Origin of the sequence: Allokutzneria albata, from assembly GCF_900103775.1 — a bacterium.
In the GTDB taxonomy this organism is placed as follows: Bacteria; Actinomycetota; Actinomycetes; order Mycobacteriales; family Pseudonocardiaceae; genus Allokutzneria; species Allokutzneria albata.
In genome coordinates, this window is record NZ_LT629701.1 from 903,833 (window position 1) to 930,820 (window position 26,988).

General features: G+C 69.6%; 15 protein-coding genes. 13 read left to right on the plus strand and 2 right to left on the minus strand.

Features of this window, described 5'->3' with window-relative positions:
- Positions 1-45 precede the first annotated feature (45 nt).
- From BLT28_RS03940 to BLT28_RS03985, 10 genes are all read left to right on the plus strand, one after another.
- Positions 46-765 carry a phosphotransferase gene (locus BLT28_RS03940; protein WP_030430181.1) on the plus strand — a complete coding sequence of 240 codons (720 nt, stop codon included), beginning with the start codon at positions 46-48 and terminating at the stop codon, positions 763-765.
- A 111-nt stretch (positions 766-876) separates the two neighbouring features.
- Entirely contained in the window at positions 877-10,701 is a 9,825-nt protein-coding gene (locus tag BLT28_RS03945; protein ID WP_052407435.1) for a type I polyketide synthase, read from the plus strand.
- Positions 10,698-13,538, plus strand: a complete 2,841-nt coding sequence (locus BLT28_RS03950; RefSeq protein ID WP_052407434.1) for a type I polyketide synthase — start codon at positions 10,698-10,700, stop codon at positions 13,536-13,538. Before BLT28_RS03945 ends, BLT28_RS03950 begins: the two co-directional genes overlap by 4 nt.
- The gene (locus tag BLT28_RS03955; RefSeq protein ID WP_030430178.1) at positions 13,535-14,203 is read left to right on the plus strand and encodes a glutathione S-transferase family protein; all 669 of its coding nucleotides are present in this window, start codon (positions 13,535-13,537) and stop codon (positions 14,201-14,203) included. Before BLT28_RS03950 ends, BLT28_RS03955 begins: the two co-directional genes overlap by 4 nt.
- Positions 14,200-15,381, plus strand: a complete 1,182-nt coding sequence (locus BLT28_RS03960; protein WP_030430177.1) for a cytochrome P450 family protein — start codon at positions 14,200-14,202, stop codon at positions 15,379-15,381. Before BLT28_RS03955 ends, BLT28_RS03960 begins: the two co-directional genes overlap by 4 nt.
- On the plus strand, positions 15,378-16,004 hold the full coding sequence (locus BLT28_RS03965) for a GNAT family N-acetyltransferase (protein WP_157376047.1): 627 nt from the start codon (positions 15,378-15,380) through the stop codon (positions 16,002-16,004). Before BLT28_RS03960 ends, BLT28_RS03965 begins: the two co-directional genes overlap by 4 nt.
- A 52-nt stretch (positions 16,005-16,056) precedes the next feature.
- Positions 16,057-17,913: a S9 family peptidase gene (locus tag BLT28_RS03970; protein WP_030430175.1), complete on the plus strand. Its 1,857-nt coding sequence runs from the start codon at positions 16,057-16,059 to the stop codon at positions 17,911-17,913.
- Complete coding sequence (locus BLT28_RS03975) at positions 17,910-18,578, plus strand: GNAT family N-acetyltransferase (protein ID WP_231950613.1); 669 nt, start codon at positions 17,910-17,912, stop codon at positions 18,576-18,578. Before BLT28_RS03970 ends, BLT28_RS03975 begins: the two co-directional genes overlap by 4 nt.
- On the plus strand, positions 18,575-19,672 hold the full coding sequence (menC, locus tag BLT28_RS03980) for an o-succinylbenzoate synthase (RefSeq protein ID WP_030430173.1): 1,098 nt from the start codon (positions 18,575-18,577) through the stop codon (positions 19,670-19,672). Before BLT28_RS03975 ends, menC begins: the two co-directional genes overlap by 4 nt.
- A gap of 291 nt (positions 19,673-19,963) precedes the next feature.
- A complete protein-coding gene (locus BLT28_RS03985; protein ID WP_172806498.1) occupies positions 19,964-21,289 on the plus strand; it encodes an HNH endonuclease signature motif containing protein in 1,326 nt (441 codons plus the stop codon).
- 124 nt (positions 21,290-21,413) lie between these two features.
- Here the strand turns inward: BLT28_RS03985 and BLT28_RS03990 are convergent, their stop codons facing one another.
- A complete protein-coding gene (locus tag BLT28_RS03990; RefSeq protein WP_030433755.1) occupies positions 21,414-22,463 on the minus strand; it encodes a glycosyltransferase family 9 protein in 1,050 nt (349 codons plus the stop codon).
- Positions 22,464-22,533: 70 nt separating this feature from the next.
- On the opposite strand from BLT28_RS03990, the gene BLT28_RS03995 reads away from it, so the two are divergent.
- The 3 genes from BLT28_RS03995 to BLT28_RS04005 are packed head-to-tail and all read left to right on the plus strand — an operon-like array spanning position 22,534 to position 26,200.
- Entirely contained in the window at positions 22,534-23,898 is a 1,365-nt protein-coding gene (locus tag BLT28_RS03995; RefSeq protein ID WP_030433754.1) for an aldehyde dehydrogenase family protein, read from the plus strand.
- A complete protein-coding gene (gene rfaE2, locus BLT28_RS04000) occupies positions 23,895-25,373 on the plus strand; it encodes a D-glycero-beta-D-manno-heptose 1-phosphate adenylyltransferase (protein ID WP_030433753.1) in 1,479 nt (492 codons plus the stop codon). Before BLT28_RS03995 ends, rfaE2 begins: the two co-directional genes overlap by 4 nt.
- Positions 25,370-26,200 carry a glycosyltransferase gene (locus BLT28_RS04005; RefSeq protein ID WP_043814388.1) on the plus strand — a complete coding sequence of 277 codons (831 nt, stop codon included), beginning with the start codon at positions 25,370-25,372 and terminating at the stop codon, positions 26,198-26,200. The genes rfaE2 and BLT28_RS04005 overlap by 4 nt, the downstream gene beginning before the upstream one ends.
- Here BLT28_RS04005 and BLT28_RS04010 read toward each other — a convergent pair.
- Positions 26,167-26,979, minus strand: a complete 813-nt coding sequence (locus BLT28_RS04010; protein ID WP_030433751.1) for a lysozyme — start codon at positions 26,977-26,979, stop codon at positions 26,167-26,169. The two genes, BLT28_RS04005 and BLT28_RS04010, sit on opposite strands and share 34 nt — an antisense overlap.
- Positions 26,980-26,988: the final 9 nt, after the last annotated feature.

Sequence of the window (26,988 nt, forward strand, 5' to 3'; positions counted from 1 at the left end):
GAAAAACGGGTGCGCGCCGCGGCACCGTGCGGTGTTGTCGTGGTCATGGGATTCGACTCCGGCTGGGACAGCGCGGCCACCCTCGTCGACGGCGGCTGGGTCGAGCGCCGGCCGCGCCGCCCGGAGGTGGCGCCCCGGCTGTTGGCGGAGGTCCGCCTGATGTCCTGGCTCGCGCCGCTGCTGCCGCTGCCCGTACCGCGCCCGGTGATCGTCAGCGAGGAGCCGCTGGTACTGCGGCACCAGCTCGTGCCAGGCGAGCCCGCCGAGCGGTTGACGGCTGCGGACGGCCGCGTGCTCGGCCGGTTCCTGCGCGCGTTGCACGACGTGGACCCCGTCGAGCCGGTGCAGGAGGGCGACTTGGGCGACGTGGACCGCTTCCGCGCGGAGGTGGTCCCGCTGGTGCCGGACAAGCCGCGAGCGCTGGCCCTCCTGGACGAGTTTCGGTCTGTGCCGAAGGATTCCGTGGTGCACGGCGACCTCGGTCCGGAGCACGTCCTGTGCCGGGACGGTGCCGTGAGCGGCGTGATCGACTGGACGGACGCCCACCTCGGCGACCCCGCGATCGACCTGGCGTGGACGCTGTTCGGCACTCCAGCCGAGTTCGCCGACGCACTGGCGGAAACCTATGGGGTGTCAGGGGAACTCCGGCACCGCGCGCTCCAGTGGCACCGGCTCGGGCCGTGGTACGAGGTGACCCACGGCCTGGACACCGGGCGGCCCGAACTGGTCCGCGACGGCGTCGCCGGGATCGTCTCGCGGCTCTGACCGACCCACGTTCACCCGTTCAGCGGCAGTTCTTATTGGGCCTTTGCCCATGTACGGTCCCCGAAGGGCGGATCCACGGGTACCGAACGCACTACCGCACGAGGTGTGACCATGGGTCTGACAGCCGTCGCTGTCGAAGAGTGGATCATTGCCCGCGTCGCCGAGCTGTGCGGCGCCGACGTCGGGCCGAACGATCCGTTCACGCGGCACGGGATGGACTCCCGTGGGCTCACCGGACTGACCGCGGAGCTGGGCGAGCTGCTCGGCCGCAGGCTGTCGGCCACCCTCGTCTGGACCTACCCGACGCCGCGTGAACTGGCCCAGCACCTCGCCGGACCCGCGATCGTCCCTGCTGACCAGCCGGTTTCCCGGATCGGGGAGCCGATCGCGATCGTCGGGCTGGCCTGCCGACTACCCGGCGGGGCGAGCCCGGAGGAGTTCTGGCGGCTGCTCAGCGAGGGGCGCGACGCCGTCGTGGACGCGCCCGCCGCGCGCGGGATGACCGGCCGAGGCGGGTTCCTCGACCGGATCGACGAGTTCGACGCAGCGTTCTTCGACATCTCCCCGCGCGAGGCGGCGCACGTGGACCCGCAGCAACGGCTCGCCCTGGAGCTGGCGTGGGAGGCGCTGGAGAACGCGGGCATCCCGCCGCGCGGGCTCGCGGGCGGGCGGACCGGCGTCTTCGTCGGCGCGATGTGGGGCGAGTACTCCGCCCCGCCCGACCAGCTCGGCCAGCACTCCCTGGCGGGCACCGATCCGAGCGTCATCCCGGCACGGATCTCCTACGCGCTCGGCCTGCGCGGACCGAGCCTCCAGGTCAACACCGCGTGCTCGTCGTCGCTGGTCGCGGTCCACCTGGCCACGCAGAGCCTGCGGGAGGGCGACTGCGACCTCGCGCTCGTCGGCGGTGTGAGCCTGATGCTCGACCCCACGACCGGCCTCGCGTTGCGGGAACTCGGCGCGCTCGCCCCGGACGGCCGCTCGAAGGCGTTCGACGCGCGCGCCGACGGGTACGGCCGCGGCGAGGGCGGCGGGTTCGTGGTGCTCAAGCGGATGAGCGAGGCCGCGGGGGATCGCGTGCTGGCCGTGATCCGGGGCAGCGCGGTCAACAACGACGGTGCCAGCAACGGGCTCACCGCCCCGAACCCCTTGGCGCAGCAGGAGGTTCTGCGCAGCGCCTATCAGCGCGCGGGGATCAGCCCGGCGGACGTGCAGTACGTGGAGGCGCACGGGACCGGCACCGAGCTGGGCGATCCGATCGAGGCCAGCGCGCTGAACGCGGTGCTGTGCGTGGACCGGCCCGCCGTGCGCCCGTTGCGGATCGGGTCGGTGAAGTCCAGCATCGGCCACCTGGAGGCGGCGGCCGGGATCGCGGGATTGATCAAGGTCGTGCTGGCGATGCGGCACCGCGCGCTCCCGCCCAGCCTGGCCTTCGAGGAGCCCAACCCGCACATCCCGTTCGAGGAGTGGCGCCTGCGGGTGCAGCAGGATCTCACGGAGTGGACCGATGAGCGCCTGATCGCCGGGGTCAGCGCGTTCGGCTTCGGCGGCACCAACTGCCACGTCGTCCTTGAAGGCGGGCAGGAGCGGGAGCAGCCCCCGGTCGTCAGCAAGGCGGTGTTCGTCTTCGGCGGTCAGGGTTCGCAGTGGCCGGGCATGGCCTCCGACCTGCTGCGCGACGAACCCGTGTTCCGGAGGGCGTTCGAGCGCTGCGACGCGGTGATCGCGCCGAGGATCGGGCGCTCGCTCACGACACTGACCGACGACGACTGGCTGACCGACACCGCGATCGCCCAGCCCGCGATCTTCGCGATGCAGGTCGCGCTGGTGGAGCTGCTGCGTTCGCGCGGCGTCGAGCCGGTCGCGGTGACGGGCAGCAGCATGGGCGAGGTCGCGGCGGCGTGGACGGCGGGAGCGCTGGACCTGGAGACGGCGGCGATGCTGATGTGCGAGCGCAGCCGGATCGCGAGCGGGCTCAGCGGCTCCGGGGCCATGGCCGCACTGGAAATGCCCGAAGCGGACGTAGCGGACCTGGTGCGGGACAAGGAGGACGTGTGGATCGCCGGGGTTGCGGGGCCGCGCTCGACGGTGATCTCCGGAGAGCCGGCGGCGGTGCGGCAGGCCATGGACGCGGCTGCCCGTTCCGGGTTGATCCGGGTGGATTACGCGTCCCACAGCCCCTGCGTGGAGCCGATCCTGCCCTCGTTGCGGGCGGCGCTGGCCGGGGTTCGCCCGGGGCCGTGCCGGATCCCCTTCTACTCCGCGGTGACCGGGGGCGAGCTGCCGGGCGAGGCGCTGGACGCTGAGCACTGGGTGCGGACCGAGCGCGATCCGTGGCGGCTGTCGGCGGCGTTGGAGGCGTTGCTCGCGGACGGGCACACCGCGTTCGTGGATGTCAACCCGCACGCTGTTCTCCTTGAGCCGCTTGAACAAGTCGTCGGTTCCTCCGGAACGGTGCTGGCCGCACTGCGACGAGGGGCAGCGGTGCCGGCAGAAGACCCGCTTGCGGGACCGAGCACCAGCAGCGCGCCCCGGCAAAAGTTGCTCGTCCTTTCGGCTCGGACCGAAGAAGCGCTTCGGCAGGCCGCCTCGGCTATGGCAGAGTGGTTGCCGGCAAACAAAAATTCCGCCCTGAACGACGTTTGCCACACGCTCTCGGCACGGCGCAGCCAGCACGAGTTCCGGCTGTCCGTCGTCGGGGACACGCATACCGCCATGGCCGACGCCCTGCGCGCGGCCGAGTTCTCCCGCGCTTGGGCGGACAACGCGGTGTTCGTCTTCTCCGGGCAAGGCACGCAGTGGAGTGGGATGGGTCGCGCGCTGCTCGAACGGGAGCCGGTGTTCCGCGCCGCCGTCGAGTCCTGCGACGAACTGTTCGCACCCATGGCCGGCTGGTCCCTCGTGGAAGCCATGGCCGCCGAGCCGGCCGAGACCGACGTGGTCCAGCCGTTGCTCTTCGCGATCCAGGTCGGGCTCATCGAGTTGTTGCGGGCGCACGGCATCAGCCCGGCCGCAGTGATCGGACACAGCGTCGGCGAGGTGGCCGCGGCCTACGCGGCCGGGGCGCTTCGCCTGGAGGACGCCGTCCGCGTCGTCTACCACCGCGGGCGGTTGATGAGGCGCACCGCCGGGCTGGGCCGGATGGCGTCGGTGGCCATGTCGGAGGAGGCCGCACGGGAGCTGCCCGCGGTGCGCGCGGGCCGGTTGGACATCGCCGCGGTCAACGACCCCAACTCGGTTGTGCTCGCGGGGGACGTGACGGGGCTGGGCGGACGTGAACTCCGCGTTGACTACGCCTTCCACAGCCGTCACATGGATTCGATTCTGGATGAGCTTTCCGAAGCGCTCAGCGACCTTTCCCCGCAGGTGCCGACCATTCCGATCTACAGCACCGGTGATCGGTTCGACGCCGGGCACTGGGTGCGCAACGTCCGCGACACCGTGCGGTTCGCGGACCACATGAGCGAGGCTGTCGCGGCCGGCCATCGACTGTTCGTCGAAATCGGGCCGCATCCGGCGCTTGTCGACAACATCGAGGAATGCGTTGCGGCTGGAGGACAGTCCGGTCGAGCTGTCGGAGTGCTCCGTCGTGGCGAGGAGAACGTGCTGCGTGCGCTGGGCGAGCTGTACCGCCATGGCCTTGATGTGTCCTTCGTGGATGGATCGCTGATCGATCTGCCGGGGTATCCGTGGCAGCGGGAGCGGTACTGGCACTCCGGCGGGCACACGCGCGACAACCGCCTGCACACCCTTGAGTGGCGGCGGCGCGAGCACCACGAGCCCGTCACCGCCATTGCGGGAACGTGGTTGGTGCTCCGCGATGACTTCGGCATCGGTGCGGCGGTGGCGGAGCGACTGCGGTCGTACGGCGCGGAGTGCGTGCATTCGGTGGAGGCACTGACCGTGCCGCCCGCCGGAGTGGTGTGGCCGTACGGTGCGCAGCTCGATGTCGAGGAGCTACGCGCCTGGCGGGACTTGCCGCGCGTGTGGCTCGTCACGCACGACCATCGACAGGCGTCCTTGTGGGGCCTCGGGAAGTCGCTCGCCTTGCGGCATCCCGAGTTCGAGTGGACTCGGGTCGAGGTCGAGGACGTGGATCTGCTCATGCGGGAGCTGGCCGCGGGCTCCGATGAGACGGACGTCCTGCTGCGGACGGACGGTCGTTATGTCGCCAGAGTTGTGCGCGCCGCCGATGCCGTGGGGCGCGACGGAGGCTTGCCGTTCCGCGAGGACGGCACCTATCTGGTGATCAATGCCTCTGTTGAAGTGCCGCGTGGCCACGTCATCGGCTCGTACGAAGGCGAGCGGCTGAACGGCATCGTCTACGGCGGAGGGGATGCCGACCTCGCGTGGCGTTTGCACGAGTTGTCGCTGGAGCACGATCTCGACTTTTTCGTGTTGCTGTCTTCCGGCGCTTCGTTGCTCGGCGACGGGCCGGATGCGGAGGTCGGCGCTGTCTTCGACGCGGTCGCCCAACACCGGAGAGCGTTGGGGCTTCCCGCGTTCAGCATCGGCGGTGATCACCGTGTGCTGAGCGGAATCCTGCCGTCTGCCCCGCCGCAGCTCACCGTGGTGGACCTCGATGTGCGGCAGTGGTTGGAGGCGCATCCGGCGGCCGCGGGAACGCCGTTGCTGTCGGAGCTGCCCAGGGATGCGGTCCGAGGACCGAGCCTGGATCTCCGCACGGTCGCTCCGGAGCGGCGGCGGACGCTTCTTGAGGAGCACCTGGTCGACCAGCTGGCCAGGACACTGCACCAGGATCCATCCACTGTGGACACATCCGTGCCGTTCCGCAGCCTGGGGCTGGAGTCGCTGATGGCGGTGGAGCTGCGCAACCGGCTGGAGAACAGCATCGGCGTGCGGCTGTCCGTCGCGTTGTTGTTCACCTACTCCACCGTGTCCGAGTTGGCGGAGCACCTGCTGGCCGAGCTGGAGCCCGGCCCGGGCGAGGTCGTTCCCGAGCAGCGGCGCGAAGAGGCGACGGAGCCGATTGCGATCATCGGGATGGGCCTTCGGGTACCCGGCGGGGCCGACGATCCGGAGTCGTTCTGGCGCCTTCTCGAAGATCGGGTCGATGCCGTCACGGAGGTTCCGGAGCACCGGTGGCCGCGCTCCGAGGGGCCTGCGGGCTGGGGCGGCTTCCTGTCCGAAGTGGACGGTTTCGACGCCGCGTTCTTCGGGATCTCGCCGAGGGAGGCCAAGAGCCTCGACCCGCAGCAGCGGCTGCTGCTCGAAGTCACGTGGGAGGCGCTGGAGCGGGCGGGCACGCCGCCGGAAGGGCTGATCGGGTCGAGCACCGGTGTCTTCGTCGGCATGGTGGTCAACGACTACGACAAGCTCAACTCCGAGCGGGACATCTACACCGTGACCGGCAACGGGCACTCCTTCCCGGCCGGACGGCTGTCCTACCAGCTCGGCGCGCAGGGCCCGAGCATGACCGTGGACACGGCGTGCTCGTCCTCGCTGGTCGCCATCCACCTGGCGTGCCAGAGCCTGCGCACCGGGGAGAGCACGCTGGCGCTCGCCGGTGGCGTGAACCTGATGCTAGACCCCGACATGTCCGACATGCTCGCCGGGTCGAACGCGCTGTCCCCGGACGGCCGGTGCCGCACCTTCGACTCCCGCGCGAACGGCTACGTGCGCGGCGAGGGCTGTGGAATGCTTGTGCTGAAGCGGCTGTCGGACGCCGAAGCTGACGGGGATCCCGTGCTCGCGGTGATCCGGGGTTCAGCGGTGAACTCGGACGGGCGTTCGTCTGGGCTGACCGCGCCCAACGTCATCGCGCAGAAGGCGGTGCTGCGTGAGGCGTTGCGCAACGCGGGTGCCGAAGCGAGCGAGGTCAGCTACGTCGAGACGCACGGTACGGGAACGCCACTGGGCGATCCGATCGAGGTGACGGCTCTCGCCGATGTCCTCGACGGCGACCGCTGCGTGCTCGGCGCGGTGAAGACCAACATCGGCCACCTGGAGGCCGCGGCCGGGGTCGTCGGCGTGATCAAGACCGTCCTGGTGATGCGGCGGCAACGGATTCCGGCCAATCTGCACATGCGCACGCTCAACCCGCGGATCGACCTCACGGGGACGCCGTTGGAGATCGCGAGCGAACCCGTGGAGTGGCAGCCGGGCAAGCTCGCCGGAGTCAGCTCGTTCGGCATCAGTGGCACCAACGCGCACGTCATCCTGGCGGAGCCGCCCCCGGTTCCCGAGTCCGTGTCCCTGTCCGAGGGGCCAGTCCTGCTGCCGATCTCGGCGCGCACCGAGCCCGCCTTGCGCACCCTAGCTTCGTCCTATGCGGACTTTGCTTCCGGCAGCTTGGAAGACATGGCTTACACGGCAGCTTTCCGCCGTCATCACCACGCGCACAGGGCTGTGTTCGTGGCGGACTCCGTTCAGGATCTCGCGGCGAAGGCCGGGGCGTTCGCGCGGGGCGAGGCTCCGGCCGGTGTGGTGAGCGGAAGGGCTTCCGGGCGCCCCAAGGTGGTCTTCGTCTTTCCCGGGCAGGGCTCGCAATGGGTCGGGATGGGCCGCGATCTCTACGCGACGCAGCCGGTCTTCGCCGAGGCACTTCGCCGGTGCGACGAGGCGGTCCGCGCGGAGACCGGGTGGTCGGTGATCGACGTGCTGCATTCCGAGGCGTCGCTCGACCGCGTCGAGGTGATCCAGCCGGTGTTGTTCGCGATGGGGGTCGCGCTTGCCGGGCTGTGGCGTGAGCACGGCATCCAGCCGGACGTGGTGGTCGGCCACAGCATGGGTGAGGTGGCCGCCGCGCACGTCGCCGGAGCACTGTCCCTTGCGGACGCCGTGAAGGTGATCTGCCGGCGCAGTCACCTGTTGGAGTTGATCAGCGGTCAAGGCGTGATGGCTCTTGTCGAACTGTCGTTCAGCGAGACGGAGGCCGCACTGTCCACTGTGTCCGATCAGGTCTCGGTCGCCGCCGTCAACGGACCGCGCTCGACGATCATCTCCGGTACCCCGGCGGCCGTGGACCAAGTGCTGCTGAAGCTCGCCGATGCGGGGGTGTTCTGCCGCAGGGTCCGGGTCGACGTCGCGTCGCACAGTCCTCAGGTGGATCCGCTCACCGCCGACCTCTTGCTCGCGCTTGAGGACATCGTCCCTGGCCCCGGCACTGTTCCCATCCACTCGACGGTGTCCGGGAACGTCACCGATGGCTCGGACATGGATGCGAAGTACTGGGTGCGCAATCTCCGTGCCCCTGTGCTGTTCGGGCCCGTTGTGGGCGAGCTCCTGAACGACGGGTCGACGGTGTTCGTCGAGGTGAGCCCGCATCCTGTGCTGCTTCCGTCCGTTGACGAGGTGCTGACCGAGGGAAGTGCGACCGTCGCGTCGCTGCGCCGGGACCGTCCGGTCTTCTTGGAGGCGGTCGGCGCGATGCACGTCCACGGCGTTCCGGTGCGGTGGCACCAGGAAGGGCGCTGCGTCGCGCTGCCGACTCATCCCTGGCAACGCGAGCGGTACTGGGCCGATCCGGTACCCGTCGCCAGGCGCACGGGCGGGCATCCGCTGCTCGGCGAGGGCATGGAGTTGGCGACGCAGCCCGGTGTGCGCGTGTTCAGCGGCAGGCTCGATGCCCCGTACCTCGCGGATCACCGCGTACGTGGCCGCGCGGTGCTGCCTGGAGCGGCGAGCGTAGAGATGGCGCTGCACGCCACACGGGCCAGGACAGTTGTGGGCATCGACTTCGAGCGCCTGGTCGATGAGCAGCCGGACGTGCAGCTCGTCCTGACAGGTGAAGCGTTCGAGCTGTTCAGCCGCTCGGAGGCCGGGTGGCAGCGATTCGCCTCCGGCGAGATCGGCGACTCCGGTGAGCCCGTACAGGCCAGCCTGCCGAGACTGCGCGGTGAGGTGTCGGTCGTCGACCACTACCGCGAGCAGTCCGAGAAGGGCGTCGAGTACGGCCCCGCCTTCCAAGGCATCAAACGGCTTTGGATCGACGGTGATGAGGCTGTCGCCGAGATCGCCGCGGACGTCGGGGGCGGTCACGTGTTCCACCCGGCTCTGCTGGATGCGTGCTTCCAGGTCTTCGGCGCGCTCACCGGTGGTCCCGTGGCGCTCGTTCCCGTTGGCGTGGAGCGGGTTTCCCTGTACCGGCAGCCACCGAACCAGCTCTGGGTGCATGCGCGCACATCCGGTGATCTTGTGGTGTTCGACCAGGAGGAGCGGGTCATCGCGGAGATCACCGGGTTGCGGGCGCGGGAGCTGCCCGCGCGGAAGCCGTACGAGGACTGGCTCTACGAGATCAGCTGGCGCCGGGCCGAACCCCCGCGCGCTACGGAGCCCACCGGCAAGTGGCTCGTTCTCGCTGATCACGGCGGAGTCGGTGCGCAGCTGGCAGAGCGACTACCGGATGCCGTGGTGGCTTACGCGAGTGACGGGCTCGTTGACGACGCGGACTGGGACCGCTTGCTGGACTCGGTGCCCGACTGCACCGGGATCGTGCACATGTGGGCACTCGACGCGTTCGAGATGACCACTGTGGACAGTCTCGCAGCGGATCAGTGGATGACCACGCTGAGCGCTCTGCGCCTGGTGCGCGCGGTTTTGCGGCGCGGTCTGCGGGACACGCCGCGGCTGTGGTTCGTCACGAAGGGCGCGCTGTCGACCTCGCCGCTGTCGGGCTTCGGGCGGACTTTGGACATGGAGCACCCGGAGTTCCGCTCTGTCCGCGTCGAACTGAACGGCAGCGCGGAGGACCTCCTGCCGGAACTGCTCGCGCCGGACGGGGAGAACGAGATCGTGCTCGGTCCCTCGGGGCGGCACGTCGCTCGCCTGACCCGTCGCGCCGCGGGCACGCCGGGCGAGGTCGACTGGAGCGGAACGTATCTGATCACCGGCGGTCTCGGTGGTCTTGGCATCGGGCTCGCGGAGTGGATGGCGGAGCGGGGAGCCAGGCACATCGTGCTGCTCGGCCGGACCGCGCGATCGCCGGAGGCGGTGGAAGCTCTGCGCGCCAGGGGAGTGGAGGTCGTTGTCGCGCAAGCGGACGTGACACAGCGAGCCGACGTCGCTCGGGTGCTCGCGGACATGGACCGACGGATGCCCCCGCTGAAGGGCATCGTGCACGCGGCGATGGTCCTGGACGACCGGACGGTGCTCGACCTCGACGACGAGCGATTCGAACGCGTGCTGGCGCCGAAGGTGCTCGGGGCGTGGAACCTGCACGAGCTGACCGCGAACCACGATCTGGACTTCTTCGTGCTCTACTCGTCGGCCTCCACCATTCTCGGCTCACCGGGGCAGGCGAACTACGCCGCGGCCAACGCGTTCCTCGGCGCGCTCGCCCGGCATCGCGTCGCACTCGGGAAGCCCGCGCTGTGCGTGGACTGGGGACTGTTCGCCGAGGCCGGGATCATGGCGGACCGCACGGCGGAGGGCAGCCGCCTTGCCGACCGTGGTGTCGGCGCGCTCACCCCGGAGCAGGGCACGGAAATCCTCGGTGCGCTGCTCGGCTCCGACGTCACGCAGATCGCCGCCCTGCGGTTGAACCTGCGGCAGTGGCTGGAGTTCTTCCCTGGTGCGGCGACCAATCCGCTGTTCGCGGAGCTGCGTGACCGGGAGGAGCCGGTCGAGGCGGTGGAGGTCGACGCCGACACTGTGGAACCGCTGGTGCTCGACCAGCTCGGCCGGATCTTGCACCTGGACCCCGCTCGGATCGACCGGACGATGCCCTTCACCAGCATGGGCGTGGACTCCTTGATGGCGCTGGAGCTGCGCAACCGGCTGGAAGCGGCGCTGGGCGTTCGGCTGTCCGTGACGGTGCTGTTCGCCGCGCCGACCGTCGCCGCGCTGAGCGAGTACCTGATCGACAAGCTCGGCCTGGCGCGCGCTTCTTCGGACGAATACGCCGATGTCAGCACCGACGATCTGCTTGCCCTGCTCGAGGAATCGCTCGACCGCGTGGAAGGGGGAAATGAGTGAACGAGGAGAAGTACCGCGCGAGCCTGGTCCGGGCCGCCGCCGCGATCAAGGATCTGGAGGCGCGGTTGGAGCGGGTGCGCCGTGAGCGCGCCGAGCCGATCGCGGTCGTGGGCATGGGCTGCCGTTTCCCCGGTGGAGCCGATGACCCCGATGCCTTCTGGCGGATGCTGCGTGATGGAGTCGACGCGGTCACCGAGATCCCTTATGAGCGGATCGACCGCAGAGGGCAGGAGGAGCCCGTCTCGGACGCCGGGCGCTGGGGCGCGTTCCTGTCCGATGTGGACGGGTTCGACGCGGACTTCTTCGGCATCCCGCCGCGTGAGTCCGCTCGGATGGACCCGCAACACCGCTTGGTGCTCGAAGTGGCGTGGGACGCGTTGGCGCACGCGGGAATCGTGCCCAGCTCGCTGGCCGGGAGCGCGACGGGGGTGTTCGTCGGCATGTCCGGCAATGACTACCTCCTGTTGAGTTCCGGTGGTCGGGCGCGCGACGCGCACGTGGGTACCGGGACCGCTCACAGCTTCGGCCCTGGTCGACTGTCGCACCTCCTCGGGTTGCGCGGGCCGAACATGTCGGTGGACACCGCGTGCTCGTCGTCGTTGGTGTCGGTGCACCTGGCGATGCAGAGCCTGCGAAGCGGGGAGAGCTCGCTCGCGTTGGCCGGGGGCGTGAACCTCGTGCTGGCGCAGGAGAGCACGGAGACGGTCGCCGACCTCGACGCGCTGTCGTCGGACGGGCGGTGCCGGAGCTTCGACGCGCGAGCCAACGGGTTCGTGCGCGGAGAGGGCTGCGGGATCGTCGTGCTGAAGCGGCTCTCCGACGCTGAGGCCGATGGTGATCGGATCCTCGCGGTGCTCCGGGGCTCGGCGGTCAACTCCGACGGGCACTCCGCCGGGCTCACCGCGCCCAACCAGCTCGCTCAGCGGGACATGCTGCGCCAGGCTTACACGAACGCGGGAGTGTCCACAAAGGATGTCGGCTACATCGAGACGCATGGCACCGGGACACCGCTCGGTGATCCGATCGAGTTCGAGGCGCTGGCGGAGGTGGTGGACAGCGATCGCTGCGTGCTCGGCGCGGTGAAGACCAACATCGGCCATCTTGAGGCAGCCGCTGGGATCGCCGGGCTCATCAAGGTGATCCAGTCACTGCGGCACGAGAGCATCCCGGGAAACCTGCACTTCACCACGCTCAACCCGAGGATGCGGCTCGCCGGGACGCCGTTCGTGCTGCCGACGCTGCCGGTGCCCTGGCCGCGGTCGGAGCGCCCGCGCGTCGCCGGGGTCAGCTCGTTCGGGATGAGCGGGACCAACGCCCACATCGTGGTCGAGGAGGCACCTCCGGGGCCCGCCCGCACTGCCGGACCCGCGATCGTGCCGATCTCGGCGCGCACCGAACCGGCTCTGCGCGAGCTGATCACGGCCTGTCGCGGGCTCGACGCGGGCGAGATCGCCTACACCGCTGCCCTGCGGCGTCAGCACTACGAGTACCGGGCCGCGTTGGTGGGCGGCGTGGACTCCGGTGTGCACCGGGCGATCGAGAAACCCGGACCGTTGACGTTCGTGTTCTCCGGTCAGGGCTCGCAGTGGGCCGGCATGGGGCGGGAGCTCGTCGACCACCCGGTCTTCGCGGAGTGCGCGGCGCTCGCGCCGTTCGACCTGCGTGCCGAGCTGGACGGGAAGCGGCTCGATGACACGTCGATCGTCCAGCCGCTGATCTTCGCCGTGCAGGCCACGTTGGTCGCGCGGTTGGCGGAGTGGGGGATCACGCCGGGTGCGGTGATCGGCCACAGCATCGGTGAGGTGGCCGCCGCGTACGCAGCCGGAGCCTTGACGTTGCCGGAAGCGATGCGCCTTGCCGTGACACGTGGCCGGATCATGAGTCGTGCCGGCACTTCCGGCCGGATGACCGCCGTCCGTGCCACACCCGAAGCGGCTCGCCTGCACGCGCACGGATCCGTGTCCGTAGCGGCGGTCAACGACAGCGGGTCCGTCGTGCTCGCCGGGCCGGAGCGCGAGCTGGACGAGGTGGTTGCGCGCATCGGCGGGCGGGCGCGGAAGCTCGATGTGCGCTACGCCTTCCACTCCCCGGAGATGGCGCCGCTGGCCGACGAACTGGAACGCGAGTTGGGCGATCTTGAAGGCGCCTCGACCACCGTGCCGATGTTCAGCACTGTCACCGGCAAGGCGGTGGCGGAGCTGGACTCGCAGTACTGGGTGACCAACGTGCGGGAACCCGTGCTCTTCGCCGACGCGGTCGGGTCCGCGATCGAGGCGGGTGCGCGTGTCTTCGTCGAGATCGGGCCGCATCCGGTCCTCATCGGGAACGTGCGGCAGTGCTTGACCGACCACGCGGTGGACGGCGCCGTGATCCCCACGCTCCGGCGAGGCGGGGCTGACCTCCTCGAAGTGGTCGGCGGCCTGTACACCAGCGGTTTCGACGTGGACTTCGCCAAGATCGTGCCCAGGGGAGCCGTGGTCACGCTGCCGCGCTATCCCTGGCAACACCGGTCGTACTGGCTCGACGCGGCAGGATCCGGACCGACGGCGGAGACGAACTGGCTGGACCGGATCAACGCGCTCGCCCCGGAGGAACGGGTCGAGGCGGTGGAGCTGGCGGTGCGGGCCGACGTCGCCACCGTGCTCCGATTGTCCTCTGTGGACGATGTGCCGGTGGATCGGCCGCTGGTGGAACTCGGTGTGGACTCGCTGATGGCCGTGCAGGTGCGGCACGAGCTGTCCGCGCGGACCGGCGCCGCCCTGCCCGCCATGCTCGCTTTCGATCACCCGACCCCCAGGGCGATCGCGCGGTATCTACTAGAGATGGGAAGTGAATGAAGGTCTACGGAACGGAGACGAGCGCCGCCACCCACCCGGTGCTGATGACGTTCGCCGAGAAGGGCCACGAACCCGAACTCGTCCACACCAGCGTGCTCGGTGGCGCCGACAAGTCACCGGAGAACCTGGCGCGCCAGCCCTTCGGTGAGGTCCCGGTCCTCGACGACGACGGCTTCCTGCTCTACGAGTCCCGCGCGATCATCCGCTACCTCGACCGCCGCCTGCCCGGTCCGTCGCTCACCCCGGCCGACCTCCGCGAGTACGGGCTGATGGAGCAGTGGATCAACGTCGAGCAGTACTACGTGAGCGGTCCTGTGTGGACGGTCGTGCGCAGCGGCCCGGTCTACGACCTGATCCGGCGGAGCCCGGCCATCAAGACGATGCCTCCCGCACCGGGCGACGCCGAGCTGGCCGCCGCGCGGGGCGAGCTGGCCCGGGCCTTCGACGCGGTCGAGAAGCACCTGGAGGGACGGACGTACCTGGCGGGGGAGCAGTTCGGCCTCGCCGAGATCTGCTGGCTGCCGTACCTGACCTACCTGTTCGCCTCCCACGGCGGCGACCTCGTGCTGGAGCGGCCGAACCTGGCCGACTGGTGGCAGCGGACGAGCTCCCGCCCCACCTGGAAGAAGGTCGGCAAGGTCCTGGACGAGCTGGAGAACGCGTGAGCTTCGACCTCTGGGGTGAGCAGGCCCACCTCGACCCGCTGCCCATCCTGGCGCGGATGCGGGCCGAGGCGCCCGTCGCGCGCCTGCTCGACCCGCACCAGGGCGCCCCGGAGTGGGTCGTGACCCGCTACGACGACGTCGTCGAGCTGTTGCGGGACACCAGGTTCAGCAAGGACAAGCGCAAACTGCCCGCCGGGGCGCGGGAGATGTACTTCCGGGTGTCCGAACTGGACGCTCTGGACAAGCACATGCTCTTCTCCGACCCGCCCGAGCACACCCGGCTGCGGTCCCTGGTGGCCAAGGCGTTCACCCCGCGCCGCATCCGGGAACTGCGGCCGATGATCGTCGAGAGCGCCAGGCGGTTGCTGGAACCCCTGCGCTCGCGAGGTGAGGCCGACGTGCTGGAGGTGTTCGCCTTCGCACTGCCGATCACCGTGCTCGCCGAGCTGATGGGCGTCCCGGTCGAGGACCAGGACCGCTTCCAGGGCTGGACGAAGACCCTCGCGGCCCCGCCCGACTTCGACTCGCTGCGCCGGATGGCCGTGGAGTTCCACGACTACCTGGTCGAGTTCGTCGAGCGGCGCAGGCGGGAACCGACCGGCGACCTGACCAGCGCGCTCATCGAGGCCGAGGAATTAGGTGACCGTCTCGGCACCGTGGAGCTGATCAGCATGCTGTTCCTGCTGATCGCGGCGGGCTACGAGACCACGGGCAACCTGATCGGCAACGCGGTGTGGGCGCTGCTGAGCCACCCGGAGCAGGTGGAGCGGCTGCGCGGCACCCCGGCCCTGCTGGAGTCCGCCGTCGAGGAGGTGCTGCGCTTCGCCCCGCCGGTGAAGAACACCATCGGCGCCTACCCGTTGGCCGACGTGGAGTTCTGCGGGCAGGTGATCCCGGCGGGGGAGAAGGTCGTCGCCTCGTTGCTGTCGGCCAACCACGACCCGAGCCGGTTCGCCGACCCGGACCGCTTCGACATCACCCGCTCGGCCGACAAGCACCTGGCCTTCGGCCTCGGCTCGCACTTCTGCCTCGGCGCACAGCTCGCCCGGCTGGAGGCGGCCGTCGCGGTCGAGGCGCTGCTGCGCGAGTTCCCGAAGCTCGCGCTGACCGGGGAACCCACCCGGTGGAAGGAGGGGGTGTTCGTGCACGGCAGGACCAAGGTGGGCGTCACGTGGTGACCGCGCGCCAGGCCACCGAGGCCGACCTCGACGAGATCATGCTGGTGGAGCAGGACTGGGAGGAGTCGCAGCGGGCCGGCCGCGCGCGGATGACCACGCGCCTGCGGAAGTTCGGCGAGGGCTTCCTGATCTTCGAGCGGGACGGGGCGGTGATCGGCACGCTGATGAGCTTCCCGATGCGCTACGACCCGGCCGAGGTGGGCGAGCTGAGCACGTGGGACGCGGTGACCAACAACGGCGACTACCCGCCGGTCGATCTCGCCACGGCCAACGCGCTGTACCTGGCGTCCGGGTCGCTGAAGCGCTCCGAGCGGGGCAGCACCGCGTACGAGGCGATGATGGAGGAGGCGGCGGCGCTCGCGGAACGGCTCGGCCTCTCCTACGTACTGGCGGGCGCGAAGATCCCCGGCTACGACTCCTACTGCCGGCGGTTCGGGGAGATCGATGCGCGGGAGTACGCGTTCACGTGGCTGAACGGGTGCCTCGTCGACCCGTTCCTGGAGATGTACCGCGGTCACGGCTACGTGGTGCCCGACAAGGACCACATCGTCCCGAACTACTACCCGGACCCGCCGAGCCGTGACTACGGAGCGATCGTCGTCCGGTCGCTGGGCACCCGATGATTTCGTCCGCGAGGACCAAGCGGGAAAGCGCGAACGTTTGTAGCGTTTGAGCATGACCCGGCTCCAGTGGACGGACCAGTACCGCCTGCGCGTCCCCGCCGATCCGCGGCTGTCACCGGATGGCCGCACGGTCGTCTACGTGCTGCACCAGGACGACGAGGACACCGACGAGGCACGCAGCGCGCTGTGGCTCGTCGGCGTCGAAGGCGGCCAGCCGTGGCAGCTCACGCTGGGCGACGACGATTCCGCGCCGAGGTGGTCCCCGGACGGCACCTCCGTCGTCTTCCTGCGCAAGCAGCAGTTGTGGTTGCTGCCCGTGGACGGCGGTGAGGCGCGGCAGCTGACTTCGCGGGCACTCGGCGCCGGGCCTGCCATGTGGCACCCAGAGGGGAAGAAGATCGCGTTCTGCGCACCGGCGGACCTCGGTGGTGAGGACGTCGACCAGGACAAGCGCCGTACGGGGCCGGTGGTCGTCGACCGGATCGACTACAAGGCCGACGGTTCCGGCCTGCTGCGCCGGTTGCGCAACCACCTGTTCGTTCTCGATCTGGTCGAGGACGCGACGCCGCAGCAGGTGACCTCCGGCGACTTCCACGTGTCCGGCCCGTCGTGGTCGCCGGACGGTGAGCTGGTGTACTGCGTGACCGATGGCGACGTCACGCCGCGTTCGACGGTGTTCGTCGGGGACCGCCGCATCTCCTGCGATGATCACTTGGTCATGGGCACGTACTGGTTGCCCTCGGGACTGGTACTGACGGTCACGGACGCCAGGTCCGTCGGTCACGTCCGCTTGGCCCGGGAGAACTTCGAGCCCTTGGTACCGGACTTCGACCGCAACGTGATGTCCGGCGGGCCTGGATATCCCGGTGCCGCACCGCAAGCTTCGGGCACCTCCGTCGTCTTCACGGCCCGGGACCAGGGCTGCACGCACGTGTACATGGTTCCCGCATCGGGCGGAACACCACGCAAGATCATCGGCTCGCCGTCCACCGTGATCTCCGGTGTGTCCGTTGTGGACGAACAGATCTGCTACATCTCGTCGGACCCCTGTTCCGCGGGCGATGTCTTCGTGGCCACTGTGGACGGAGCACCGCGTCGGCTGACCGACTACCGACTGCAGGACGTCTCGCTGTTCGAGCCGTCGCCGGTGTCGTTCACGGTCACCGATGGCACGTCGGTGCACGGGTGGTTGTTGCGCGATCCCTCTCAGACGTCACCGGGGCCGTTGCTTCTCGACATCCACGGCGGCCCGCACAACGCGTGGTCGCCCGCTTTCGACGGACGGCATCTCTACCACCAGGTTCTGGTCGCCAAGGGGTGGTCCGTGCTGCTGCTCAACCCGCGGGCGAGCGACGGCTACGGTTCCGAGTTCTTCACCGCCGCGCTCGGCAGGTGGGGCGTCGCCGACCAGCAGGACTTCGTCGATCCCGTGCGGTCGCTGATCGAGGAGGGCGTCGCTTCCTCGGTCGCGGTGTGCGGCTACAGCTACGGGGGCTTCGCGACGTGCTGGCTCACCGCTCACACCGATCTGTTCGCGGCGGCGGTCGCCGGGGGATGCGTCTCCGATCTGACAAGCATGTACGGCACCTCGGACGCCGGGCACTTCCTCGGTACGCGGGAGCTGCAAGCGCTGCCGCACTCCTCGCCCGAGGCGTTGGCCGCGCAGAACCCGATCGCCTCTGTGGACCGCGTGCGAACGCCGACTCTGTTGCTGCACGGGGAGAACGACGACCGCTGTCCCATCGGCCAGGCGGAGCAGTGGTTCACCGCGCTGCGCGTTCGCGGCGTGCCCACGCGGCTCGTCCGCTACCCCGGAGCGAGTCACCTGTTCCTCCTCGCCGGCAGGCCGTCGCACCGCCTTGACTACAACCGCAGAATCGTCGACTGGCTGGAGGAGCACGCGCGGTGATCGTCGAGCTGACCGAAGTCACGCAGTTCGACCAGGTCGCCGCGCTGTTCGGCGAGATCTGGTCCCTTGACGTCGCCGCATCGCCCGTGCCCGCGGAGCTGATGTGCGCGCTGCACCTCGCGGGGAGCTACATCGCAGGTGCCTACCTCGATTCGGAGCTGGTCGGCGCGTCCGTCGCCTTCCTCGACGCCTCCGGAGGTCTGCACTCCCACGTCACCGGCATCCGGGCTTCGCAGCGCGGACGAGGTGTCGGGCTCGCACTCAAGCTGCACCAACGGGATTGGGCGCTCGCGCGGGGGATCACGAAGATCCACTGGACCTACGATCCGCTGGTCCGCCGCAACGCGCACTTCAACCTCGTCAAGCTCGGCGCGAGGCCGGTGCGTTACCTGCCGGACTTCTACGGGCCCATGGCGGAAGGAGACAGCGACCGGTTCCTGGTCGAGTGGTCGCTGACCTCGTCGCCTCCGGCAGTGAGCGGCTCGGATGCGTTGACCGTCGCCGTGCCCGAGGACATCGAGGCGTTGCGGCGTTCCGACCCCGCTTCGGCGCGTCGCTGGCGGCTCGACGTGCGCGAGGCGGTCCAGTTGGCGTTCGCAGAGGGCTACACCGTGACCGGGATGACCCCGGACGGCTCGTACGTGCTGACCCGGGAGGCGGAGTGAAGCTCGAAGGCTTTGAGCTGCGCAGGATCAGGATGCCGTTGCGGACCCCGTTCCGCACGTCCTTCGGCACCGAGCACGAGCGCGACGTGCTGCTGCTGCGCGTGGTCACCTCGGAGTCCGAGGGGTGGGGTGAGTGCGTCGCGATGTCCTCGCCGCTGTACTCGGCGGAGTACGTCTCCGGCGCCGTCTCGGTGATCAAGCGCTTCCTGATCCCGTCTCTGTCCACTGTGGATGCTTCGCGGGCTGTGCGGGACATGGCCCGCTTCAAGGGCCATCCGATGGCGAAGGCCGCCGTGGAGATGGCTTTGCTGGACGCCCAGTTGCGGGCTTCGGGGATGTCCTTCGGCACGTTCCTCGGCGCGGTCCGCGAGTCCGTGCCCGCCGGGGTGTCCGTCGGCATCGCGCCCAGCATCCCTTCGCTGCTGTCCACGGTGGAGGACTACCTCGCCCAGGGCTATGTCCGGATCAAGCTCAAGATCGAGCCCGGGTGGGACGTCTCCCCCGTCCGCGCGGTACGGGAGCGTTTCGGCGATGACGTGCAGCTCCAGGTCGACGCCAACGCCGCGTACACGCTCGCCGACGCCCGCCACCTGGCGCGGCTCGACGACTTCGACCTCCTGCTGATCGAGCAACCCCTCGCCGAGGACGACCTCCGCGACCACGCGGCGCTGGCCCGTCTGATCCGCACCCCCCTGTGCCTCGACGAGTCGATCACGTCGGCCAAGGCGGCCGCTTTCGCGATCTCGCTGGGTGCTTGTCAGGTGGTGAACATCAAGCCTGGGCGCGTCGGGGGGTATTTGGAGGCTCGGCGGGTGCACGACGTTTGTGTGGCGCACGGTGTGCCGGTGTGGTGTGGGGGGATGTTGGAGACTGGGCTCGGTCGGGCGGCCAATGTGGCTTTGGCTGCGCTGCCTGGTTTTGTCTTGCCTGGCGATACTTCGGCTTCTGATCGGTATTACGTGGAGGACATCACGGAGCCTTTTGTATTGGAGGGTGGGCGGGTTCGGGTGCCTGGTGGGGCGGGGTTGGGGGTGGTGCCGGATGGGGATGCGTTGGGTGAGCGGAGTACTTGGGTGGAGTGGGTTCCGGTGTAGTGGTCTCGTGTGCCAGCGTGGGTCGGCTGTTTCTCAGTGTGGGGTCGGCTGGTTCCAGCGTGGGTCGGCTGTTTCCGCGGGGCGACTGTTTCCAGCGGGGGTTGGCTGGTTCCCAGCGTGGGGTCGGCTTGACCTGGGGCCCCTTGCGCGTGCCCGTGGGCCTCTCGGGGGCACGGGATGAAACTCCGGCCCTCGCGATAAGCGTATGGCACGCGCACCCCAGGTAAAGCCTCGATTCCGTTTACGGCTTGCGTTTGCAGGAACCTGGCTTTGTCCACAATGGACTCGGCCATGAAAACTGTTGTCGCTGCTGGGAATTCACTCTCCAGTGATTCGATGTCGATCTTTCATTTTGAGACAATGGAAGAGAGTCGAAGAAGGGGGGTGAACGTGGTGAATCCCAAGACATTGATCCACTTGATGAAACGCCATCTCGCGCAGGGCGATGACTACAAGTCCACCGGTGACGGGTTGGTGGAGCGAATGAAGGACTGGGAGACGGTGGCGGCGTTGGTTCTTGCTGCTGCCACTGATACCGCGACCGAAGCGGAGTCCCAGGGCCTGCACACCGCGCACAGCTGTAAGAACCTCGCGGTCTTGTTGCGGTCGAAGGTGAAACTCGAACCTGCTGAAGCGCAGCGGCGTGCCCGGTTGGTGCACGAACTCCCCGCGTTGCCCGCGACGCGGGAGCGGATGTATGCCGGGGAGATCAGTGGTCGACACGCGCTGGTGATCGCCGACGCGGTCAAACGCATCCCGTCTGAGCGTCGTGAGGAAGCCGAGCAGTACCTGGCGCGGGTGGCGCCGACGATGCATCCGCGTGATCTGATGCTCACGGGTAAGTACTTGCGCAGTGTCCTCGACCCGGACGGCACCTTTCGGGATGAGCAGGAGGCGGTGGCTCGGCGGGAGTTGCGGATGGCCAGTGATCAGGACGGGTCGCTGCACCTCAAGGGTGTCTTTCCGTTGATCGCCGGGCAGAAGATCAAGGCCGTCTTGGATGCGTTGGCCAAACCCCGCACCGTCGACGGGGAGAAGGACTCTCGAACGTCCGGGCAGCGGTATGCCGATGCGTTCGAGGAAGTGATCGACCTGGCCATGGCCACCCGGGACCTCCCCGACACCGGGGGACGACGCCCCACCGTGGTGGTGACGATGGACTTCGAGAGACTCCTGGCGATGCTCGGTAGCGGCAGCACGGCTACGGGTGATCGGGTGTCGGCGGGGTTGGTGCGGCAGATGTGCTGCGACGCCGGGATCCTCCCCGCTGTCCTGGGTGGGGGCAGTGAACCTCTCGATCTGGGGCGGGAACGACGGACCGCTTCGGTCGCCCAGCGCAAGGCGTTGGCGGTGCGGGACAAGGGGTGTGCGTTCCCGGGATGTGATCGGCCACCGGGGTGGACGGAAGCCCATCATGTCTGGCACTGGATCGACGGCGGGCCGACCGATCTCGGCAACCTGGTTCTGCTGTGCGTGTATCACCACCACGTCATGCACGAGCAGGAGTGGAGGATCGTTTTCGAGCGCGGGATACCGAGCTTCATCCCGCCGCGGTGGATCGACACCGAGCAGAAACCCCTGCGCAACATCAGAGTCGACTACCCACTGACGTTGTAGCTGACCTGGGGTGCACGTGCCCTACGCCTCCCGCGCTATCGGAGGAAGCCAGGGGCGGTCCGGATGCCGTCGCCTTCGGCTGTCCACTTGGGGCACAGGGCGAGCCGACCCGGTGCCGTTCTGATCACGCGGGATGGGAAGTTGTCCACTGTGGACGGCCGGACGAGGGCAAGCGGCACAGGACGTCGGCGAGGACGTCGGCGACCGGGACGTCGGCGACGATGGAGGCGTCGTGTTCGCAGCGGCCGAGGTCGTGGCGGGTGCAGTCGGCGCCGCAGACGGGGCAGCGGGCGGTCCACGAGATGTGCACGCCGTGCCGCGCGCGGCCTGCGGGGCCGGCGTTGATGACGTTGCCCATCCAGTAGATCGAGACGGTCTGCGCGCCGACGGCTTGGGCCAGGTGGCGGGGGCCGCTGTCGTTGGCGACGACGACGGCGCTGCTGGCCAGGACGCCGACCAGGCCGGACATGCTGAGCTGGGTCAAGGTGCGCGCGGGGAGGTCGTCGAGGAGGGGGCGCTCGGACTCGGTGCCGATCACGACGACGCCGGCGCGTTCGCTGAGGCCGCCGATCAGCTCGGCGAAGTGGGGCCAGCGGCGGCGGGGGTCGGTGGCTCCGGGGTGGACGGTCACGATGGGGCGGGGAAGGCCGGACAGGGCGGCGGAAGCCTCGGCGAGGTCGGCCTCGGTGACGGCGATGGACGGCTCCAGGGCGGCGACGGGAGCGCCGGCGAAGCCGACCACTTCGAGCCAGCGCATGGTCTCGTTCTGGAAGTACGTGAACGGCGCGGGGCGGTCGAGGGGGACGGCGTCGGGGGTGTTGGGGCCGACGGTGCAGCGCGCGCCGAGGCGGCGCAGGAACGGGTTGGACCAGCGGCCGCCGCCGTGCAGCTGGACGGCGAGGTCGAAGGGGCCGACGTCGGCGAAGAACTCCTCCTCGGACTCGGGCTGGGGGATGACCAGCACCTCGCGGACGGAGCCGGGGCGGCCGGACAGCAGGTCGCGGTGCAGCGCGGTGCCGACGAGGGTGATCTCCGCATCGGGGTAGGCCAGGGCGAGCGAGTCGATCGCGGGCATGGCGAAGAGCAGGTCACCGAGGCCGCCACCGCGCAGCACGGCGATCCGGCGCACGTCGGGGACGGGCGCGCACAGGGGTCCGAGGCAGACAACGGGCATGTTCTCGATTTCCCTTGGTGAACGGCGGCAAACGAAGTGTTCGCGGCGAACTGCGGGGTATTCCGGCCGCATGACCGACGTGGCGACCGCCAGGATGATCGAGATCCGCAGCCCCGAGGACGGCACGCTCGTGTGGGAGCTGCCGATGGCCTCTGAGAAGGATGTTTCGGACGCCTACGCCGCGGCGAGGAGCGCGTTCCCGGGGTGGGCGCGCACCCCGGCCGCCGAGCGCGGGGCGGCCCTGCGCGCCGCCGCGGCGGCACTGAGAGACCGCGCGGACGAGCTCGCCCGGCTCAACCACGAGGAAACCGGGCGGGATGTGGCCGAAGCCCGCGAAGGAGTGCTGGCCGGAGCCTCGACGCTGGTCCAGTACGCCGAACTGGGGCCGCTGCACCGCGGCCGCAGTCTGCTCGGCGCGCACGAGGCGATCGACATGATGGTGCCGGAGCCGCGCGGGGTGGTCGTCGCGCTCACACCGTGGAACGATCCGGTCGCGGTGTCGTGCGGGCTGATCGGGGCGGCGCTGGTGACCGGCAACGTGGTGATCCACAAGCCCAGCGAGAGGTGCCCGCGCACGGGTCTGGCCCTCGGCGAAGCCCTGCGGATGCCCGAGGGTGTACTTCAGACGCTCAGCGGAGACGGCGAGGTCGGAGCGCGGCTCGTGGTCAGCTCGGACGCGGACGTGATCGCGCACGTGGGCAGCACGGCGACCGGCCACGCGATCGCCGAGGTGGCGGCGCGCACCGGAGCGAAGACCTTGCTGGAGAACGGCGGCAACGACCCGCTGCTGATCGACTCCGATGTGGACCCCGAGTGGGCGGCGGAGCAGGCAGCGCTCGGCGCGTTCGCGAACTGCGGCCAGATCTGCACGTCCGTGGAACGGATCTACGTCCACCAGGACATCGCGCGGCCGTTCATCACCGCGCTGACCCGCTTCGCGGTGGACGCGAAACTGCCGCCGCTGGTGGATCGGCGGCACCGCGACCACGTGCACGGTCACGTGATGGAAGCACTGGCGCGCGGCGCGGAACGCATTGTGGGCGGCGAGATCCCGAGCGGCGGGGGAGCGCACTACCCGGCGACGGTGCTGACCGGCTGCGAGCCGGGGATGGCGGTCCTCGCCGAAGAGACCTTCGGGCCGGTCGCCCCGGTGCGCGTGGTCCCGGACTTCGAGCAGGGGCTGGCCGAGGCCGCGTCGGGACCGTACGGGCTCGCGGCCACCGTGCTGACGAACTCCCTTGAGCACGCACAGCGTGCCTGGCGAGAGCTGCCGGTCGGCACGGTCAAGGTGAACGCGGTGTTCGGCGGAGCGCCGGGCGGAGCCGCGCAACCACGCGGAGCGAGCGGGACCGGCTACGGCTACGGACCGGAGCTGCTGGACGAGATGACCACGACGAAGGTTCTGCACATGGCGATCGCCGGAGGCCGCAGATGAGCAATCCCCGAGCACTCACCCCGGAACTGCCCCGGTCGCTCGCGGCGCGCCGCCCCCGGATCGCGGTGATCGGCGACGCCCTGCTGGACGGGTGGATGACGGGCAGCTGCGACCGGCTCTGCCGTGAAGCTCCCGCGCCCGTCGTCGACGTGTCCAAAGAGGACTTCGTGCCCGGCGGGGCGGCGAACACAGCGGTGAACCTGGCCGCCCTCGGCGCGGAAAGCCTCATGGTGACAGCGGTTGGCGATGACGTGCCGGGTGATCGGCTCGTCGCGTCGTTGCGCAGCGCGGGTGTGCGGACCGAACAGGTCGTGCGCGCGCCGGGCCGGATCACGACGACCAAGCGCCGGATCATCGCGGGTGACCAGCTGATGGTGCGCTTCGACGACGGCGATCGCGGCCCGCTCGCGCCGGACGTCTCCGCGCGGCTGGCGTACGCGGTGAGCTGCGCGGTGGCGGGGACCGACGCGGTTGTGGTCTGCGACTACGGGACCGGAGTCCTCGGGCCGGAGGTGATCGAGGCGATCAAGGCCGTCCGGGACGGCATCCCGCTGCTCGTCGTCGACGCGCATTCCTTGTCACGGTGGCAAGAGTTGAAGCCGGATGTGGTGACGCCCAACGCGAACGAGATCGCCGCCTTGCTCGGAAGCGCCCTTCCCTCGGACGCCGCCGGACGCCTGGCCGTGCTCGAACGCGAACGCGGCGAGCTCGCCAAGCTGACCGGCTCGCGCGCCATGATGGCCACACTCGACCGCGACGGGGCCGTTCTGTTCGACGGCGACGAGCCGCCGCACCGCACGTGGGCACGCCCGGCTCCGGACAACTTCACGGCGGGAGCAGGCGACACTTTCGTCGCGGCGCTGACGATCGCCGCCGCGGCGGGTACTCCGCTCAGCACGGCCGCGGAACTCGCGCAGGCAGCAGCAGACGTCGTGGTGCACCGCCCGGGAACCGCGGTCTGCTCGTGGGCCGAACTCGCCGAACGCCTTGGCAGCGATCAAGGTGCGCTCTCCGATCCTCGCCAGCTGGTGAAGGCGGTCGAGGAACACCGCGCGGCCGGGAAGCGGATCGTCTTCACCAACGGGTGCTTCGACGTGCTCCACCGCGGCCACGTCGCCTACCTCAACCAGGCCAAGCGACTGGGGGATGTGCTCGTCGTGGCCCTCAACTCCGACAAGGGGGTCCGGCGGCTCAAGGGACCCGAGCGCCCGGTGAACAACGAGTCCGACCGCGCCGCGGTGCTCGCCGCACTGTCCTGTGTGGACCACGTGGTGCTCTTCGACGAGGACACCCCGGCCGACCTGCTGCGCGCGCTGCGCCCGGAGGTGTATGCGAAGGGTGGCGACTACACCCCCGAAATGCTGCCGGAGACCCCGATCGTGCGTGCCCTGGGCGGTGAGGTGCACATCCTCGACTACCTGTCCGACCACTCCACCACGGCCGTCATCGACCGCATCCGGACCGGGTCGTCATGACCGAGATCGACGTTCTGGTACCGAGTCGCGACCGACCGGCGGAACTGGCGACGACGCTCGCGGGACTGGCCGCGCAGGAGGGACCGGACTTCTCGGTGACCATCAGCGACCAGTCCGACGGGGAGCCGAGCTACGCCTGTCCCGCCGCGTCGAGCATGGTCAGGGTGTTGCGGTACAAGGGAAAACCGGTCTCCCTGCTGCGCAACCTGCCCCGCCGCGGCCTCGCGCAGCAACGTGCCTTCCTGCTCAGCCGGGCCAGCGCGCCGTACGTGCTGTTCCTCGACGACGACGTGTGGCTGGAGCCAGGAACGCTGGCCAAGCTGCACGAGGCGATCACGACGCTGGGCTGCGGCTTCGTCGGCAACGCCGTCCAGGGACTGTCCTATTTGGACGACGTGCGCCCGCATGAGCTGGCGCCGTACGAGGAGTGGCGGACGCCGCCGATCCCGGAGTCGGTCGAACCGGGATCGACGGAGTGGTCGCGGTGGACGTTGCACAACGCGGCCAACCCCACGCACCTCGCCGAACGCCTGCGGTTGCGACCGGGGGACTGGCGCGCCTACAAGATCGCGTGGGTCGGCGGGTGCGTGCTGTTCGACCGCGCGAAGCTGGAAGCGGTCGGCGGCTTCGACTTCTGGACCGACCTGCCCGAGGAGCACAGCGGCGAGGACGTGCTCGCCCAGCACCGCGTGATGGCCAAGGCGGGCGGCGCGGGCATCCTGCCGAGCGGGGCCGTGCACCTCGAAGCCCCGACCACCGTGCCGAACCGCGAGGTCGACGCCGCCCGCGTGGTTCAGCCGAGCGCCAATGCCACCAACCGGTCGTAGCTTCCGTTGAACGAGTTCTGGTCGATCGGCGTCGAGGAGTACTGCCAGATCGTGTAGACGCGCCACGCGTGCGGCAGGACCCCCGTGGAGGCGGCGTAGCGCGCGACCCACAGGGGGTTGTTGTTGCTGAAGTCCCCGGCGTGCCAGCCCGTGCACATCGCCCACCAGCTGGTGCTCGTGTAGATCACCGGCCAGCGGCCCGTGCGGTGGTGGTAGGTGTCGGAGAAGTCCTTGAGCCAGCGCGTCATCGTCGGCTGGTCGAGCCCGTAGCACTTGTTCTCGCCGTAGGGGTTGTACTCGATGTCCAGCGCCCCGGGCAGGGTCTTGCCGTCCCGCGACCACCCGCCGCCGTTGTTGACGAAGTAGTTGGCCTGGTCGGCGCCGGAGGAGCGGTCCGGCAGCGCGAAGTGGTAGGCGCCGCGGATCATGCCGACGTTGAAGGACCCGTTGTACTGCTGGGCGAAGTGCGGGTTGGTGTAGCCGGTGCCCTCGGTCGCCTTGACGTAGGCGAAGCGAACCCCGTTGTGCCAGTGGTGCCACCAGTCCACATCGCCCTGCCACCGGCTCACGTCGATGCCGAAGACGGCGACGCCGGTCGCCGGGTCCACCGGTGGGCCGAAGCTGCGGGCGACCACGGGCTCGCGCCCCTCGTGCTTGGCGATCTGCGAGCCCATCGCGGCGTCGCCCGGCACCTCTTCAGAGAAGCCGGTGGCGGGACTACTGAGCGTCGCCGCCACCAGCGCCGCAACTGCGAAAACGATTCGCGTCGAGACCGCCATCTGCACTCC

Coding starts and splice junctions, on each gene's coding strand:
- BLT28_RS03940 (WP_030430181.1), top strand. CDS start 46: ATGGGATTCGACTCCGGCTGGGACAGCGCGGCCACCCTCGTCGACGGC.
- BLT28_RS03945 (WP_052407435.1), top strand. CDS start 877: ATGGGTCTGACAGCCGTCGCTGTCGAAGAGTGGATCATTGCCCGCGTC.
- BLT28_RS03955 (WP_030430178.1), top strand. CDS start 13,535: ATGAAGGTCTACGGAACGGAGACGAGCGCCGCCACCCACCCGGTGCTG.
- BLT28_RS03970 (WP_030430175.1), top strand. CDS start 16,057: ATGACCCGGCTCCAGTGGACGGACCAGTACCGCCTGCGCGTCCCCGCC.
- BLT28_RS03985 (WP_172806498.1), top strand. CDS start 19,964: ATGAAAACTGTTGTCGCTGCTGGGAATTCACTCTCCAGTGATTCGATG.
- BLT28_RS03990 (WP_030433755.1), bottom strand. CDS start 22,463: ATGCCCGTTGTCTGCCTCGGACCCCTGTGCGCGCCCGTCCCCGACGTG.
- BLT28_RS03995 (WP_030433754.1), top strand. CDS start 22,534: ATGACCGACGTGGCGACCGCCAGGATGATCGAGATCCGCAGCCCCGAG.
- rfaE2 (WP_030433753.1), top strand. CDS start 23,895: ATGAGCAATCCCCGAGCACTCACCCCGGAACTGCCCCGGTCGCTCGCG.
- BLT28_RS04005 (WP_043814388.1), top strand. CDS start 25,370: ATGACCGAGATCGACGTTCTGGTACCGAGTCGCGACCGACCGGCGGAA.
- BLT28_RS04010 (WP_030433751.1), bottom strand. CDS start 26,979: ATGGCGGTCTCGACGCGAATCGTTTTCGCAGTTGCGGCGCTGGTGGCG.